This window comes from Streptomyces sp. PTL18 (genome assembly GCF_059510295.1).
Genome location: NZ_JCAJZO010000052.1, coordinates 1 through 14,676 on the forward strand (window position 1 = coordinate 1; position 14,676 = coordinate 14,676).

Genomic DNA, 14,676 nt, shown 5'->3' on the forward strand with positions numbered 1-14,676 from the left:
GTGGCCCCCTTTTGCGGCCCTGAGACTGACGGAGTCGATGGCGCACCGCGACCAGTCCAGCTCGCCTCTGGCGCCGAGCTCGTCCAGGAGGACGCGGTGCAGCCGGGCCCAGACCCGGTCCTGGCTCCACCGGGCGAAACGCCGGTAGACCGTCGGCCAGGCCGGTCCGAACACCTGGGGCAACTGCCGCCAGGTGCACCCCGAGGTGGCCACGAAGATGATCGCCGCCAGGCATTCGCGGTCACCCGCCCGCCGTCGGCCGCCGCCCTGCGGACGTATGACCTCCGTCGGCGGAACCACCCGCCGGAACAGCCTCCACAACTCAACCGGCACCAACCCTGGGTATTCAGCGGAATTGGGTGATCTGACGCCTCGGTAGCAGAAAGGTGCCGCTGACCTGCAAGGATGCGAGTGTCTAGGTCGTATCCGCTGCGAGAGTCAGGGCACCAATCTGGTGAGCGAGCCTACAGGGTGGGACCGGCGGTTGTCCGTGGTCGCCGACGGCAAGGGGCTGATCGGGCATGCCGGAGCGGTGCTGCTGCGCCGGCTGGCCGACCGTACGGGGTTGACGAGTGCGCTGGCAGCCGTGCTGCCCGCCGGGACGGGGACCGGCTGGCGGGATCGGGCGGTGGTGGTCGTGCAGCTCGCCGTGGCGATCGTGCTGGGGGCGGTGAACCTGTCGGACGCCGAGCAGTTGCAGGCCCACCACCAGGGCTTGTTCGGGGCGGCGGTGTCCGACTCGACGACCCGGCGGACGCTGGCGGCGATGGACGCCGAGGTCCTGGCGAAGATCGCTTGGGTGCGGGCCCGGGTGCGTCGGCACGTCTGGAGCCTGCTGCACCTGCGGCCGGGCGGGTTTCCGTGGCTGACGATCGCCGGGAAGTACCTGCACCGCTGGGTGGTGATCGACATGGACGCCACGATCATCACGGCGGCATCGAAGAAGGAGGGCGCCGCGGCGACCTGGAAGAAGTCGTTCGGGTTCCATCCGCTGGCTGCGTGGTGTGCGAACACCGGCGAGTGTCTGGCGATGCTGCTGCGTGCGGGCAACGCCGGCTCGAACACGGTGGCCGACCACATCCGGGTGCTGCGTGAGGCGCTCGCCCAGATCCCCCAAGCCTCGACGGCGAAGATCCTGGTGCGCGTGGACGGCGCGGGCGCCACCCATGGCCTCCACGAACATCTGCGGGATCTGAACACGATGCGGCGCACGGTCCGCTTCACCACCGGCTGGACCATCACCGACGAGGACGAGAAGGCCATCGCCCGCCTGCCCGAGAGGGCCTGGGAGACCTCGATCAAGCAGGATGGCAGCCTCCAGGAGGGCTACTTCGTGGCCGAGTTGAGCGGGCTGAACCGCCGGGAGGGCTGGATCAAGGGGATGCGGCTGATCGTCCGCCGGGTCAAGCCGTCCGGCCGGCACACGAAGGACCTCACTGCGTTCGAGAAGAAGACCGGCTGGAAGTACTCGATCGTGGCGACGAACATCTCCAGGATGGCCCGGGTTCCCGGCTCCCATCAGATCCAGTGGCTGGATGTCCTGCACCGCCACCACGCGGTGGTCGAGGACCAGGTGAAAGCGAACAAGGCGATGGGCCTGCACAACCTGCCCTCCCGGCCCGCCTCGCGAACCACGCTCGCCGCCGATGGCTACGGATCGAGCACACCTGGCCCTGGGCGAACGCGTTCACCACCGCCTGGCGGCGGCTGACCGACCTCCCAGCCGCCACCTGACCCACCAGCACCCACCCCAACGAGAACCGGAGGGGAGAGGACCGCACCACCCCGGGAGACGTGGAACCCCGGCGCACCCCGCAGCGTCACGCGACGGCCCGCCCCCGAACGGCAGAGGACATTACGGGCGAACCGCCGAGACGAAAAACGACAAGCCCCACCTGACGGATCGAGGCCAATCGCTCAATCAGATCCGTCATGCACGGCTCAACGACGATCACGCCAAGGAAACGACGTCTGAACCTCGCCCTGAATACCGTCACCCTACTGGCGACGCAAGCTGCTGGATGGTGACGAAGCGCCCCCATTCCGTGCCCTTCTCGCGGAGGCGGTGCTGCGCGAGGGGCATGAGTGGCGGGAGCAGTTGGAGTATTTGTTGGAGGCGTCGGAGCGCCCGAACATCACCATTCAGGTGCTGCCGCAAAGCTCCGGGCTGTACGGGCTGGTGAGCAGCGCGGTGATGTTCTTGCGGTTGCTGGATGGGAAGCCGGTGGCGTACACGGAGAATGTGTACCGCGGTGAACTGATCAAAGAAAACGGCTCAGTTGAGTTTTTGCAGCGTGCGTACGATTCGATGCGTGACGTGGCTCTGCGCCCGGCCGAGTCGCGCAAGTTCGTCCTGCGGATGGTGGAGGAAGTGCCGTGCGAGCCATCGACCTGAGTGAAGCGACGTGGCGCAAGAGCTCCTACAGCAACCCGGACGGAGGCAACTGTGTCGAGATCGCCCCCGACTTCCCCTCTGTGGTCCCCGTGCGCGACAGCAAGGCGCCCTCCCGCGGAACCCTCCTCTTCTGGCCCGCCGCGTGACCCGTTTCATCGACGTGGTCGAGTGCACCGAATCGTGATCAACTCCTGAGCAACCCCGCCCGCTGCCCATGAGTCTCCTGTGCGCACGGATGCCGATCCGTGCGTCGCTTTTCCACGAGGAGACGTCTTGGAGTTGCCCGAAGTTGCGGATGCGCCCGAACCGGTGCCTGATCCGGGTCCGTCCGACGTACGCCGCAGCGGGCGTACGACCCTGCTGATCGCCGCGGCCGCCGTGCTCGGCGTCGTGGCGGGCACCTGCACCGGTTACGTGGTCCAGGCGGGCCGCGAGCCCACCGCGCTGCCGCCCTTGTCGCAGCCCGTGCTCACCCAGGCCGAAGGCAAGGGCCCGGAGCCGCTGGCCGCCGCGCAGGACCACCGGGTCCGGACCGACGGCGACCTGCGCGCGTTGCTCCTCAAGCGGCCGAGCGGCGCACAGGACCCCCTGTTCGAGCCGGGGCACGACGGTTGGATGAGCGTCGCGGAGTACGCGGAGACGTTCAAGCGGCCGGCCGGCGCGTTCGAGCAGGAGACCCGTGCCGAGTTCCGCCGGGCCGCCGTCACCACCTGGCGGCTGGACGACACGTGCAGCGTTGAGATCAGGCTTGTCCAGTACCGTCAGGAGGAATGGCTCGGCGCCGTCAACTCCGCCGAGGACGGTCGCCATTGGGCGGAGCAGCGGCCCGGAACGCGCAGTTGGGCCATACCCGGTACGGAGGATGGCCGGGCGTACGTCCACATGAGGCCCGATCCCGAGTCCGGCATGTACTCGGCCGAGGCGCACGCCTGGCGCGGTGACATCGCCGTGGAGGTCTGGATCGACGACACGAAGCCCGTCTCCGAGGAGAAGATCATGGACCTGGCGAAGCGGCAGGTGGCGCGGCTGTGAACGACGACAGCGAGAACAGCCAGCCCGGCGCGGTAGTGACTGTCACCCCGCCCGACGGGCCTCCGGCCCGGGGCCCCGTACTCCGTGGCCGGGTCGCCGCCGTCACCGGCGCCGTCCTGCTGACCGCGGGGCTGGTCGCCGGCGTCGGGTACACCGCAGTGACCGTCAGCGGCGCTGACCGGACCGCGGGCGCGCCCACCTGGAAGCTCCCGGCGGAGCAGAAGGAATCGAAGGCGAAACCGGCCTCCGTGTCCGGGCTCGCCGGCATGCTCGTGCCGTACGGCACCGACGGCCTGGTCCGTGGCCCCGACATCGACCAGTACGGCGCGGACGCACATTTGAGCGGAGACGAGGCCGCCGCCCTGCGCAAGCAGTCCCTGCGCGCGCTGCCGAGCTCGCAGCGGCTGCGGCTGGAGAAACTGATCGATGGTCAGCACACCACGGGCATGGCGCTGCGCAGCTACTTCAGCAAGGACAAGGGGTTCACCATGGACGTCGTCCTGACGCAGTTGGAGGACCGGGCGGCGGTACGGGACATCTCGACGTTCCAGAACGAGTTCCTGAGCGCCCTAGACGTCTTCCGGAAGGGCCCGGCGATCCGGGGCCACAAGAACGCGCACTGCTTCCTGCCGCCGACGGAGGCGGGCGAGAAGCTCGACATGATGTTCTGCTCCGCGTACCAGGGCGACGTGCTCGTCACGGCGACGGCGTTCGCGGTCAGACCGATGGACACCGAAGCGGCCGCGCTGCTGCTGCGCACCCAGCTCGACCGCATCGTGGACCCGGGGAAGGCGGTATGACCGAACAGACAGAGCGGACCGAGGAGCAGCACGTCGTGGTGAAGTCGGCGCCCGGAACACCGCCCCTCGCACCGCCCCCGCTGAAGAAGGAGCGCCGCGCCCTGCGCGCCCTCCTGCGCTGGACCGCCGCGGTGGCCGTCTTCGCGGTGGCCGGGGGTGCGACGGCGTACGGCATCACCCGGCCGGAGCGCACCGACCTCCCCGGGCTGGCCACCGCCTCGGACGGGCGCTGGCAGTACGCGCGGCTGGTGAAGCCGCCGCTGCCGTCCGGCAGCCCCGGGCCGTTCGCCGAGGGGAACGTCGCCGGGACACACTACGCCGACCTGCGGGCCCTCCTCCTGCCCGCCCCCAAGGGTGCGACGGCCGACGCGGCGCTGCGCGGCACGGACGGCTGGCTGCCGACGCGGACTTTCCTCGCGGAGTTCGCTGGCCAGGGCGACCGCGATGCACTCGGAGGGCTGCTGACCGACTACGCCCTGCGCCACGTCACCGCCCGTGGCTGGAACACCCCGGATGGCACGCACACGCGGATCTACCTGCTGCAGTTCGACACCGCGATCGTCGCGGACCGCGTCATGAGCAGGGAATTGATCGACTACGCTGCCCCGCGGTACGCCGTGCGGGGTGCCGCCGATGTGGCCAGGGACGACTACCCGGTCGCCGCCTGGTCCGAGAACGTGAAGCACCAGGTGTTCGCGGAGACCAAGCCGTACGGCGCCGAGCAGGTCCGCGAGGCGTACCTGTCCGCCGGCGACACCGTCGCGATGATCGTGCAATCCAGGAAGGGCGGGGCGAAGGCCGTGCCCTTCCAGCAGACGATCGCCCTGCAGAGCGAGCTGCTCGGTTAGCCACAAGGCCGTGAAGTTTACTGACTTCGGCGTATTAGGGTCCGTCTGGTCTGTCGAGAGTGAGGCCCGTCCCGGCGAGAAATCCGCCGAGGGTGCTGTGCCGGTACTGCAGCGCCTTGAGCCGCCTGCGGAGCAGGGTCTCCAGTTCGCTGAGGGTGCGGGCGGCCAGGTTGGCCAGGCTGCGTTTGATGTGCGCCCACATGCCCTCGACCGGGTTGAGGTCGGGGGCATACCCGGGCAGCAGGACCACGGTCAGCCATTCCCGCTCGGCCACGAGCGCCTGCATCGTCTTGGAGATGTGGGTGCTCAGCCGGTCCCACACCACGATCAGCGGGGCCTTGAGCAGGTGGTGAGCGCCGTCGAGCAGGCGGATGTAGTCGCTCTCGCCGAGCGAGCGGCGCTCGCCCCTGCGGCCGGTGTGCCGGCGCAGCCGGTAGCACAGGCGGGCGGGCAGGCCAGGCCTGAAGCACAGCAGCCCGGCCATCGACAGGCGGCCCCGGCTGCGCCCCGAAACGCGCACCGTCGGGGTGATCCCGCGCCGGCCCCAGGTGCGGCCCTTGGGCGGACGGCCGCTCACGCCCGCTTCGTCCTCGAAGCAGACGAACGCGCCGGTCGCCGCCCGGAGGGTTTTACCTCCTGCCAGGTCGCCTCCCGCCATGCGGTGATCGCATCCTCGTCGCGTTCGGCGGCGGGCGGGGCGGGCATCTGCACGCTGAAGCCCATCCGGTGCAGCAGCCGGGTCACCCCGCAGACGCTGTAGGAGACATGGAACTTCCGCCCGATCAGCGTGCGCACCCGAGCGGCGGTCCACACCTGGTCGTCCGTCCAGCCGTGCGCGGCCGGTCCTTCGTCCAGCCAGGCGGCGAGTCTGGCCTGCTTGTGGGGGCCGAGTCGGCAGTCGTAGCCCGGGGCCCCCTTGGAACGCAGGGCCTCCCGCCCGCCCGCCTTCCAGGCACGGCGCCACTGGTAGACGGACTTCTCGCTCACCCGTAACTCCCGGGCGATGCACGGGACTTTCGCATCCTCCTCGAAGAGGTAGACGGCCTGCATCCGTACCTCTTCGCGGCGCTTGCGCTGCTCGGCGGTCAGCCCGCCCCCATCTGCGTACCGCATACCTCCGGCGTACCAGCCAAGGCGCACGCCGTCACCAGGTCCGACGAAGACCCAGACCCTACGACGCCGAAGTCAGTAAACCCCGACCCGCGAGGGTAGATCCCGTAACCGACGCTGCACGCAACGGATTTCATCCAGAACGGCATCGACGAGGTCGAACGGTATGACCTGCGTCAACTCGCCGAGATGACCGGGCGCGAACCGGCCCTCGGCCACGGTGAACTCACGGGTGACCCTCGCCAGACCGGGTGGCAGGCACAATGACGCGTGGGCAACGGGGCTCCTCAACGGCCGGAAGTCTTGGCGGACTACCTGACCAACGCGGCCCCGTTGCCCGCGTTCCTACCCGACACCGAACTCCCTTGCCACCAGCGGAAATACGCTAACTACCCGGCCTTGGGGGAATATCTGCGTCTCTGGACACCTTGTTGGTGATCATGCGCATCTTCCGTACCTACGCCCGCGCCTACGCCAACGACCTGGATGCGGTGCTGGCTCCGCTCGCCACGGTTGCGGGTGAGCCGATCAGCACCCGCTTCACGATGCCGAACGGCTTGGAGTTGGCCACGGTCGGCCGCGTTTTGGTGGTGGCGGGCGATGACCAAGTACTGGAGCCCTACAGGGCGACAGTGGCCACGCTCATCATCGATGACCTCGACGAGTGCCATGCGCTGCTCACACGGACCGGAGCACAGATCGTGCGTGGTCCGCAGGCCGTTCCCACTGGCAGGAACCTGACTGCCAAGCTGCCAGGTGGCGTCCAGATAGAATACGTGGAATGGGATGAGGCCCAGTGGGGACGTGCCGGAGGTCGACCAGCCTAGAAACTCTCCTTCCTGAGTCCGGTGCCGGCGAGGCATCCGTCGACGAGAACGGGCCTGTACTGGATCTACCGGGGCCCTTGCCAGGGGGTGAGCATCAGGTGCGCGGGCTCAGTGAAAGCGGTGTAGGCCTGGCAGCCCAAGCCGTACGTGACCCCCTCGGGGCGCTGCATTCATTCCGGCCGACGACGGGCTGTCAGGATCGCGTGTCGGCCACCGTCGCCTCCTGCCTGCGGCGCATCTCCTGCCGATTTGCGGACCGTATTCGGTTCAGTACAAGGCCCGGAGAGGCTGCCAGCCGGCTTCATGAACGTCCCGAACGTTCCTGATTCCTCGGCTACTTGCAAGCACGGACTCCCGGGGCTGCTTGCCTGACATGCCTGACGCCCAATCTCCACCCGAGATAAGCCCCCGGCTCCCGCGGTCTGTTCGCCCGCGCCGTGATCCAGAGCGGCTCCTGCTACAGCGTGCCGGAATCGCTGGCCGCGACCGCTGGCCGAGACCAGGGCGGGCCCAACACGGCGGTCAGGGCATGTCTCCGGAGTAGTGGAAACGGCAGCTAACCATCCGGCCGGGCGTGCGCGCCGGGCGGGGCGCGGGTCGTACAGGGCGCACGCCGGCCACCGCGACAGCTCGGCGGACAGGGCCACGCCGTCATCGACTTCCTCGGTCCGCCACCCGTGGATGTCCAGCAGCAGGCCGCCCGGTCGAAGCGCCGGCGGCGCTGGATGACCTGGCTGGTCTCTCTCGGCAGGCAGTTGGCCTTGTCGGGGAGGCGTGACGGTGCCGGCGGAGAGAGGCCGCGGGCCCACATCCACCGCCGCCGGTCCGCCCGAAAGTCTCCGCCTGCCGCCCCGCGACGAGAACGCCGACGGCGTGCGGGGAGGAGTGCTGTGCCGGAGGGGGCCTTATCGCTCCTTCTGCTCCTTGAGCCACTGCGCCAGTCGAAGCACTCCGTCGAGGTCCGACTGGTGGACGTGGGGCTGGTCTGCGGCCAGGGCACGGTAGATCTCGGCGGACTCCTCGGCTGCGACGAGCGCCGCTGTCCATTGTCGCGCTTCCCTCAGGCCCGCTGCCAACTCGTACAGGACCCGGGCCAGCTTGGGGCGGTACTTCTCCGGTTGTTCCTCCGCCAGTTGCCGGTAGACGGTGGTGGCTTCGGCCGTCGCGCTGAGGGCCCCCGCGCGTTGGCCGGCGGCGACCCGCAGCCGCGCGAGGTTGTCGCACCTGGCGGCCAGGCCGGGCAGATAGGTGGCGGAACGGATGGCGAGCCGGCGCCGGATCGTGAGAGCCTCCTCGGCCACCGGCAGGGCTTCCGCCTTCCGCTCGTCGAGGCTGTCCAGGCAGGCGGCGAGCTGGTCCAGCGCGCGGCCCAGCTCGGGCAGGCAGTCCTCCCATCCGGACTCCACCTGCGGGCGCAGGACGGCGACGGCCTCCTCGGCCGCGGCGAGCGCCTCCTGGAGCCGTCCGCCCTTTTCCAGGTCGAGCGAGAGATTGGTCAGGGTGGAGCCCAGGCTCATCAGGTACGGGTCCGGGCGCTCGGCGGCGAGCTGCCGGTACAGCCCGACGACCTGTTTGCAGAGGTCCCGGCTCTGCTCGTACCGGCCCTCCCTGTGCAACGCGGCAGCCTGCTCCCGCAGCGACTTCGCCTTCCTGGCCGACTCTGCCAGGGCTTCCGGGAGCGGCTCGTCCTCCTGGCGGCCCCGCTGACGGCGCCTCCACAGACGCGCCAGTAGGCCCGCCTTCTCCTCCTGGGCGGACGGGCCGGCTGAACGGTGGGTCATCGCGGAGTCCCCCTTCTCCGGTGGTCGTCGGCGCACGGAACGTACCGTCGCCCACCCGCGCGTACGGCCGCGCCCGCCACCGCTGGGCCACAGCCCGGCCAGCGTAGCGGGCCGCCTGTGCCGCTCACCAGATGAACACGGAGGGCCGGGCGCGGGGGAGGCGGGGAAGACCGCCGGCCGGGAAAGTCACGGTGTTCGGTCCCGGGCGGTGCTGGTTCCGACCGGTGCTGGTTCCGACCGGTGCTGGTTCTGGCCGGTCCTGGTTCTGACCGGTGCCGGTTCCGACCGGTGCTGTTTCCGACCGGCCGGCCCCTGGCACAGGCCCGCTGCCGAAGGATCGTGGGCCTTGGCTTTCCTCCCCGAGCCGGAACAGGGCCGCTTACCGCGTGGGCCATGAGGAGCGATGGCACTGTATCGGCGCGGAGGCGCCGGGAGAGCTCACGCTCAGTCAGCGCAAGCAGCACGGGAGGCATGACACCCCCGCTCGCTCGCCGGGGGCGCGGCGCAGACGCAGGCCGGGCTGTCGTCTATGGACTTCAGTGTGGTCAGGGCGGCCGGCAGGCTGATCCACCCGCGCCGCGGGACGCCGACCGGGGGCTTGTCGGCAGGGGCCTGGCTGAGAGAGCGCTGCTTCGGTGTCGGCGACCCAGGACTGGACCATACAGGTAAGGCGTCGCCTTCACGCCGGACACCACTGCGGAATGCCCGCCCGGTAGTAGCCGAGAGACGGCATGAAAAGGTTCGTAAGGATTGCCGTAAGTCGGCAATGAAGCGGCGCACCTCGCCGTGTCAGGATTCCGTCAAGTCCAGGATCGGCGACAGGTGACCGGGGACGGCGCGCATGTTCTGGCCGATCACACGGGAGGGATGTGGCGGTGAGGCTGCAGCACGTGGCAGACGGGCGGCGGCGGCACAGCGCGATCGGTGCCGCGCAGGCCGCGTTGACGGTGCTGGTGGTGGGCGGAGCGGCCCTGGGAGCACTGCTGCTGCACCCCGACACCCGCCTGTTGGCCAAGGGCCGCGGGCCGCTCGGCGGCAACCCCGTCCTCGTGGTCGGCCTCGCCCTGCTGTCACTCCTTGGCGGCTTGGCACTGCGCGAGAAGTACCAGGAACAGGTCGGCGCCGCCCCGGAACTCGACCCGGTGGAACAGCGGATGGTTGACGGCGTGAGCCGCGTCCTGCTGGCCGCGACGCTGGTCGTCCCGGTACTCGTCCTGGTCCTGCACCAGTTCGGTTCGTCCGGCAGCAGCCACGGGGCCGCCCACGAGCCGTTACCGCTTCCCAGCCCGCGGCAAGACCCGGTACCCACCCCGCCACCCTCACAGCATGCCGGGCACGCCGGCCACAGCACGCACTTCGGGCTGACGCGCATCCTGCTCGGTCTCGGCATCGCCCTGCTTGTCGTGGTCGTCCTGAACGCCGGGCTGCATCTGTGGCGGTATCTGACCCGGCCGCCGGCACCCGAAGCCCCGGCGACGTACGCGACACTCGACGACGAGCAGGAACGCCTGGTCCAGGCCGTGGACTCCGGGCGCCGTGCCCTGCTGGACGGAACCGACGCCCGCGCATCCGTCATCGCCTGCTATGCCGCCATGGAGGAGTCGCTCGCCGACTCCGGCGTAACACGGCGCGCCTCGGACAGCCCGCAGGACCTGCTGGAGCGGGCCGTCGCCGACGGCCTGCCCACGGCGACGGCCGCCGCCGTGCTCACCGCGCTGTTCCGCGAGGCCCGCTACTCCACGCACCCAATGGACGGCAGCCACCGCGACCGCGCCGCGGCCGCGCTCGCCGAGATCGCCGACGGCCTGCGATCGCGGACGTCTGGACCCGAAGCCGTGACGGGTACCTCGTGAAGGCGCCTTTCCGGTTACGGTCCCTCGTCAACTCCGTGCTCAAAACGCCCGGTTCGACACGCCACTCGCTGGCCGTACTGGGCACCGTCGCGGTCGCGACCGCAGTGCTGCTCGCCCTGGCCGACGGTGCCGCCGCGGCCGCCACCGGCCTCGCCCTCATCACCGCAGTCGCGCTGGCCCTGGGGCGCTATGCGGCGGGCGGCGCCGCCCAGGACAGCGGCTATCGCAAACCGGTGCGCCTGCTGGCGAGCCGGGCCCCGGCTCTCGGCGGATGGCAGCGCATCGTGGCCAACACCTTCGCGGACGACGGCGAAGCGCACTTCGACACCGTCATGCGGCCGCAGTTGCAGCGGCTGTTCGCCGCCCGGCTGGCCGAGCGGCACAGCGTGTCGATGTACCGGAACCCGCAGCGGGCCCGGGCCCTGGTCGGAGCTGAGCTGTGGCCGTGGATCGATCCCGAGGCGACCGCTCCGCAGCCCACTCTCCCCGAGCCCGTCCTGCGCTCCCTGCTCGACCGCCTGGAAGCCCTGTGACCGGTGGCGCTGCGGCCGACCCCGCAGCCCGCGCACCCCGACCCCTGCCCCGTGAGGAACCGACCGTGACCAGCCCACAACCGACCCCCGACCATCACACCCTGACTCCCCGACGGGCAGGCGAAAGGGCTGCAGCCGTGCTCGATGAGATCCGTACGGCCGTGGTCGGCAAAGCGGAACCGCTGGCGCTGGTGATGCTCGGCATCCTCGCCGGCGGCCACGTCCTCATCGAGGACCTGCCGGGACTCGGGAAGACGCTGCTGGCACGCTCCTTCGCCACCACTCTCGGCCTGGACTTCCGCCGCATCCAGTTCACTCCCGATCTGCTGCCCTCCGACGTCACCGGAGCTCCGTTCTACGACCAACGGACCGCCGACATCGTCTTTAGGCCCGGACCGGTCTTCACCCACCTGCTGCTCGCCGACGAGATCAACCGCACCCCGCCCAAGACCCAGGCCGCGCTGCTGGAGGCGATGGCCGAGTCCCAGGTGTCCATCGACGGAAGTACCCGGTCGCTGCCGAAACCCTTCGTGGTCGTCGCCACCGCCAACCCCATCGAGTACGAGGGCACGTACACCCTGCCCGAGGCCCAGCTCGACCGGTTCCTGCTGCGGGTTCGCATGGGCTATCTGGCGGCGTCCGAGGAGGCAGACATGCTGCGCGCGCGTGTCGATCGGGCGGCGCCCGAGGCTGTGCTGCGCACGCTCAGCGGACCGGACGAGGTGCTGGCCATGCGGGCCGCCGTCGAACGCGTCGAGGTGGACGACGAGCTGCTGGAGTACGTCGTCGCGCTGGTCCGCGCCACCCGGGCCCACCCGCATATCCAGGTCGGCGCCTCTCCGCGCGGCGGCCTGGCCCTGGTGCAGCTCGCCCGCGCCCGTGCCGTCCTGGACCTGCGGGACTACGTGACCCCGGAGGACGTCAAGTCCGTGGCGGTGCCGGCCCTGGCGCACCGCGTCACCCTCAAACCAGAGCTGTGGGTCCGGCAGATCGACGGCGACGACGTGATGCGCGAGATCGTGCAATCCGTGCACGCCCCGCAGACCTTGCCGCGCGCGCCGATCGCGTCATGACCAAACCCGTACCGGACCGCAGAGCGGCCGCCGCCATTCAACGTGCCCTGGACGGCCGCCACGACGTGACCACCCAACCCCCGCCGCCGCCCCCGCCCGGCTGGCGCACCGGTGAACGCGCTTTGCAGCTGGGCACGTTGGCCGTCGTCGCGCTGGCCGCCGCACTGGTCACCGGCCGCCCCTGGGTACTTGCTCTCGCCGCCACGCCCCTGGTGCTGCTCGCCCTCGCCCTGCCGAGCGGGCCGCGCCCGGAGGCGGTGATGGCCGAGGCCGAGGTGGAGCCGCGGCGGTGCTTCGAAGGCGAGCAGGTGACGGTGCGGATCACGGTGTCCTACGACGGTGAGACCGGCCGCCTGGACCCCGGCGTCACCCTCGGCCACGGGATCAGGCTCGACCACCTCGCGGTCGGCCCGCACCGCATCGATCTCGTCCTGACCGCGCAGCGCTGGGGCCGCTGGACGCTCGGCACGGTCGATATTGACGTCTACGACCGCGGCGGGCTGGCCCGGCGCACCGTCCGGGCCGAACTCGGAGAGGTCGCCGTCTTCCCCCGGCCCGGACACGCCGGCCTCACGCCCATCCCGGTCCGGCTGCCGCAACGGCTCGGCGAGCACACCGCCGTGCAGCGCGGCGAGGGCGTCGAGGTCACCGGGGTGCACCCGTATGTGCGCGGCGAACGTCAGCGGCGGATCCACTGGCCGGCCACCACCCGCCGCGGCACCCTGCAGGTCCACCAGTTCGCCGCGGAGCGCACCGCCGACACCGTGGTGCTGCTGGACGTGCTCGCCGACGTAGTCGACCCGGTCACCGGCGCGTCCTCGCTCGATGAGACCTTCCGGACTGCCGCCGGGCTGGTCCGCGCCTACCTGCGCACCCACGACCGGGTCGGCGTCGTGTCGGTCGGTGGCGCGACCCGCTGGCTGCAACCGGGCAGCGGCCAGGGGTACTTCTACCGCATCGTCGAGAGTGTGCTGGAAGTCCGCAAGGACCGCGCGTACCGTACGGAGGGGATCAGTCTGCTACCACCGCCCGCGTTGCCCGAAGGAGCGCTGGTATACGTCATCACGCCGCTGACCGACCAGCGGATTCTCGACATCCTGCACCAGGTGCGCGGACGGGCCAACCCGATGCTCGTGGTCGAGATCCCCAGCGGCGACCCAGTCGTGGAACCTGGCGACATCGAGGGTGAGCTCGCGCTGCGGCTGTGGCGGGCTGACCGCGACGCCATGCGCTTCGCCTTGGTGGAACGCGGCATCGCGGTCGTCTCCCACCGGCCCGGAGAGACCCTCGACCTCGCCCTTGCGCCGCTGCTGCGCACCCGCATCCACGGGGGGAGGCGATGACCACCGCCCCCGCCCGGATCGCCCGGCCACGCCCGCGCCCGGCCGGCAGCCGAGCTGCCCTGCTCACCGCACGTCTCACCTCCCGCATCACCGACCGCTTGCTCGGAACGGCCCTCGCCATCACCGCCTGCAATCCACCAGCCGCCCTGCACGCACCGCTGCCGGTCAGGGGGCTGGTGGTCGGAGTGGCGGCGGCCGCATGGTGGGCCGCTCCGATGGTCGACGCCCGCCCCGTCCTGACCTCCACGCGCTGGCGGACTATCGCGGCCCGCCGCAGGACGACCGTGCTGCCGGCCGCGGCGATCGCGGTCGCCGCGGCCACCGGCCCCGCGGTCTGGCTGGTCGTCTGCATCGCCGCCCTGCTGATTGCCTACCTGCTCGTCACCGACGCCTGGACAGTCGGTGTCACCGCCCCGCCCGGCCGCCCGCAGGCGACACCCGCACTGGCGGCCGCCGCCGCGACCGCAGTGGTACTGTTCGCCGCCCAGGCGCCGGTCGCAGGCACCTCATGGGCACGTCTGCCCGCTTCACTCGCCATCGCCGCGACCTCGGTTTGCCTAGTACTGGCGCTGCGCGCCCGTCGCAGCCCGCCCGGCTGACCGCCGACACTACTGGTGGGTTTGACGCCTGCCTCGGCGACACCCCAAAGCTTGTCAAGCGGGGCCGAATCTCACTGTCAGGGGGCCGGGTCGCGTTGCCAGAAGCCAACTGCCAACCCGTCTCATGAGACACATCGAATTCTGGAGAATGACGGCTACCGCGCCCAGCTCGCCGTGCACGCGGACGGGCGGATGCTGCTGCGCTCCCGGCAGGACCGCCATCGGGTGAGAGGCGTGCAGACCCGCGCCGCCTCGGAGTTTCGCGGCCGCTTGGCGCTGCTGTTCCTCGGTCATCTCGCGGCCGTCGGCCGATACCGGCTCGCACGCCACCGCGGTGCTGCCCTGCGACAGGCGGCGGATGGCTGCGCCTGCCGGCACCGGGCCCAGACCTGCCCCGCGCAAATTCGGTGCCGGCGGTCTCTACGTCTGGCCGACCGTGGCGGGGGTGTGTCCAGCCAGTGGTGTAACTCGGTTGTCGGGTT

14 protein-coding genes and 2 pseudogenes are annotated in these 14,676 nt (G+C 70.6%); 12 read left to right on the forward strand and 4 right to left on the reverse strand.

What is annotated here, in order from left to right; translation table 11 throughout:
• Nucleotides 1-336: transposase (locus AC5WS8_RS37795; protein ID WP_496108018.1), on the reverse strand; the 336-nt coding region annotated here is incomplete at its 3' end.
• A 118-nt stretch (nt 337-454) separates the two neighbouring features.
• On the opposite strand from AC5WS8_RS37795, the gene AC5WS8_RS37800 reads away from it, so the two are divergent.
• The 6 genes and pseudogenes from AC5WS8_RS37800 (at nt 455) to AC5WS8_RS37825 (ending at nt 5,075) form a co-directional block, all read left to right on the forward strand.
• Entirely contained in the window at nt 455-1,711 is a 1,257-nt protein-coding gene (locus AC5WS8_RS37800; RefSeq protein WP_496108019.1) for an IS1380 family transposase, read from the forward strand.
• 294 nt (nt 1,712-2,005) lie between these two features.
• Nucleotides 2,006-2,395, forward strand: a pseudogene (locus AC5WS8_RS37805) (DUF5753 domain-containing protein); the annotation flags it as partial.
• On the forward strand, nt 2,377-2,541 hold the full coding sequence (locus AC5WS8_RS37810; RefSeq protein ID WP_496108020.1) for a DUF397 domain-containing protein: 165 nt from the start codon (nt 2,377-2,379) through the stop codon (nt 2,539-2,541). The pseudogene AC5WS8_RS37805 and the gene AC5WS8_RS37810, both read left to right, overlap by 19 nt.
• A 127-nt stretch (nt 2,542-2,668) precedes the next feature.
• Nucleotides 2,669-3,427, forward strand: coding sequence for a hypothetical protein (locus AC5WS8_RS37815; protein ID WP_496108021.1), 759 nt, complete (start codon nt 2,669-2,671; stop codon nt 3,425-3,427).
• The gene (locus tag AC5WS8_RS37820) at nt 3,424-4,227 is read left to right on the forward strand and encodes a hypothetical protein (RefSeq protein ID WP_496108022.1); all 804 of its coding nucleotides are present in this window, start codon (nt 3,424-3,426) and stop codon (nt 4,225-4,227) included. Before AC5WS8_RS37815 ends, AC5WS8_RS37820 begins: the two co-directional genes overlap by 4 nt.
• Nucleotides 4,224-5,075 (forward strand): hypothetical protein, encoded by an 852-nt coding sequence (locus tag AC5WS8_RS37825; protein WP_496108023.1) that lies wholly within the window; start codon nt 4,224-4,226, stop codon nt 5,073-5,075. The genes AC5WS8_RS37820 and AC5WS8_RS37825 overlap by 4 nt, the downstream gene beginning before the upstream one ends.
• 34 nt (nt 5,076-5,109) lie before the next feature.
• Here AC5WS8_RS37825 and AC5WS8_RS37830 read toward each other — a convergent pair.
• Together AC5WS8_RS37830 and AC5WS8_RS37835 are read right to left on the reverse strand one after the other, a co-directional pair.
• Nucleotides 5,110-6,188 (reverse strand): IS630 family transposase gene (locus tag AC5WS8_RS37830; RefSeq protein WP_496108024.1). Its coding sequence is split into 2 segments (ribosomal slippage): nt 5,110-5,708 and nt 5,708-6,188, totalling 1,080 coding nucleotides; the frame shifts between segments, so codons are not numbered across the junction.
• A gap of 75 nt (nt 6,189-6,263) precedes the next feature.
• Nucleotides 6,264-6,449, reverse strand: a pseudogene (locus AC5WS8_RS37835) (transposase domain-containing protein); the annotation flags it as partial.
• A gap of 176 nt (nt 6,450-6,625) precedes the next feature.
• Between AC5WS8_RS37835 and AC5WS8_RS37840 the strand changes: the two are divergent.
• Nucleotides 6,626-7,012 carry a hypothetical protein gene (locus AC5WS8_RS37840; protein WP_496108031.1) on the forward strand — a complete coding sequence of 129 codons (387 nt, stop codon included), beginning with the start codon at nt 6,626-6,628 and terminating at the stop codon, nt 7,010-7,012.
• Between the two features lie 905 nt (nt 7,013-7,917).
• Here the strand turns inward: AC5WS8_RS37840 and AC5WS8_RS37845 are convergent.
• Nucleotides 7,918-8,793, reverse strand: a complete 876-nt coding sequence (locus AC5WS8_RS37845) for a tetratricopeptide repeat protein (protein ID WP_496108025.1) — start codon at nt 8,791-8,793, stop codon at nt 7,918-7,920.
• 875 nt (nt 8,794-9,668) lie between these two features.
• Here AC5WS8_RS37845 and AC5WS8_RS37850 point away from each other — a divergent pair.
• The 5 genes from AC5WS8_RS37850 to AC5WS8_RS37870 all read left to right on the forward strand — a co-directional run bounded on the left by AC5WS8_RS37850 (nt 9,669) and on the right by AC5WS8_RS37870 (nt 14,194).
• Nucleotides 9,669-10,646 carry a DUF4129 domain-containing protein gene (locus tag AC5WS8_RS37850; RefSeq protein WP_496108026.1) on the forward strand — a complete coding sequence of 326 codons (978 nt, stop codon included), beginning with the start codon at nt 9,669-9,671 and terminating at the stop codon, nt 10,644-10,646.
• A gap of 35 nt (nt 10,647-10,681) precedes the next feature.
• Nucleotides 10,682-11,179: a hypothetical protein gene (locus tag AC5WS8_RS37855; RefSeq protein WP_496108027.1), complete on the forward strand. Its 498-nt coding sequence runs from the start codon at nt 10,682-10,684 to the stop codon at nt 11,177-11,179.
• 65 nt (nt 11,180-11,244) lie between these two features.
• Nucleotides 11,245-12,252: an AAA family ATPase gene (locus AC5WS8_RS37860; protein WP_496108028.1), complete on the forward strand. Its 1,008-nt coding sequence runs from the start codon at nt 11,245-11,247 to the stop codon at nt 12,250-12,252.
• Nucleotides 12,249-13,595 carry a DUF58 domain-containing protein gene (locus AC5WS8_RS37865; RefSeq protein WP_496108029.1) on the forward strand — a complete coding sequence of 449 codons (1,347 nt, stop codon included), beginning with the start codon at nt 12,249-12,251 and terminating at the stop codon, nt 13,593-13,595. The genes AC5WS8_RS37860 and AC5WS8_RS37865 overlap by 4 nt, the downstream gene beginning before the upstream one ends.
• Nucleotides 13,592-14,194, forward strand: coding sequence for a hypothetical protein (locus AC5WS8_RS37870; protein WP_496108030.1), 603 nt, complete (start codon nt 13,592-13,594; stop codon nt 14,192-14,194). Before AC5WS8_RS37865 ends, AC5WS8_RS37870 begins: the two co-directional genes overlap by 4 nt.
• Nucleotides 14,195-14,676: the final 482 nt, after the last annotated feature.

What these genes read in the sequence shown, in the direction of transcription:
- AC5WS8_RS37825 (WP_496108023.1), top strand. Translation starts at nt 4,224, where the DNA reads ATGACCGAACAGACAGAGCGGACCGAGGAGCAGCACGTCGTGGTGAAG.
- AC5WS8_RS37840 (WP_496108031.1), top strand. Translation starts at nt 6,626, where the DNA reads ATGCGCATCTTCCGTACCTACGCCCGCGCCTACGCCAACGACCTGGAT.
- AC5WS8_RS37845 (WP_496108025.1), bottom strand. Translation starts at nt 8,793, where the DNA reads ATGACCCACCGTTCAGCCGGCCCGTCCGCCCAGGAGGAGAAGGCGGGC.
- AC5WS8_RS37865 (WP_496108029.1), top strand. Translation starts at nt 12,249, where the DNA reads ATGACCAAACCCGTACCGGACCGCAGAGCGGCCGCCGCCATTCAACGT.
- AC5WS8_RS37870 (WP_496108030.1), top strand. Translation starts at nt 13,592, where the DNA reads ATGACCACCGCCCCCGCCCGGATCGCCCGGCCACGCCCGCGCCCGGCC.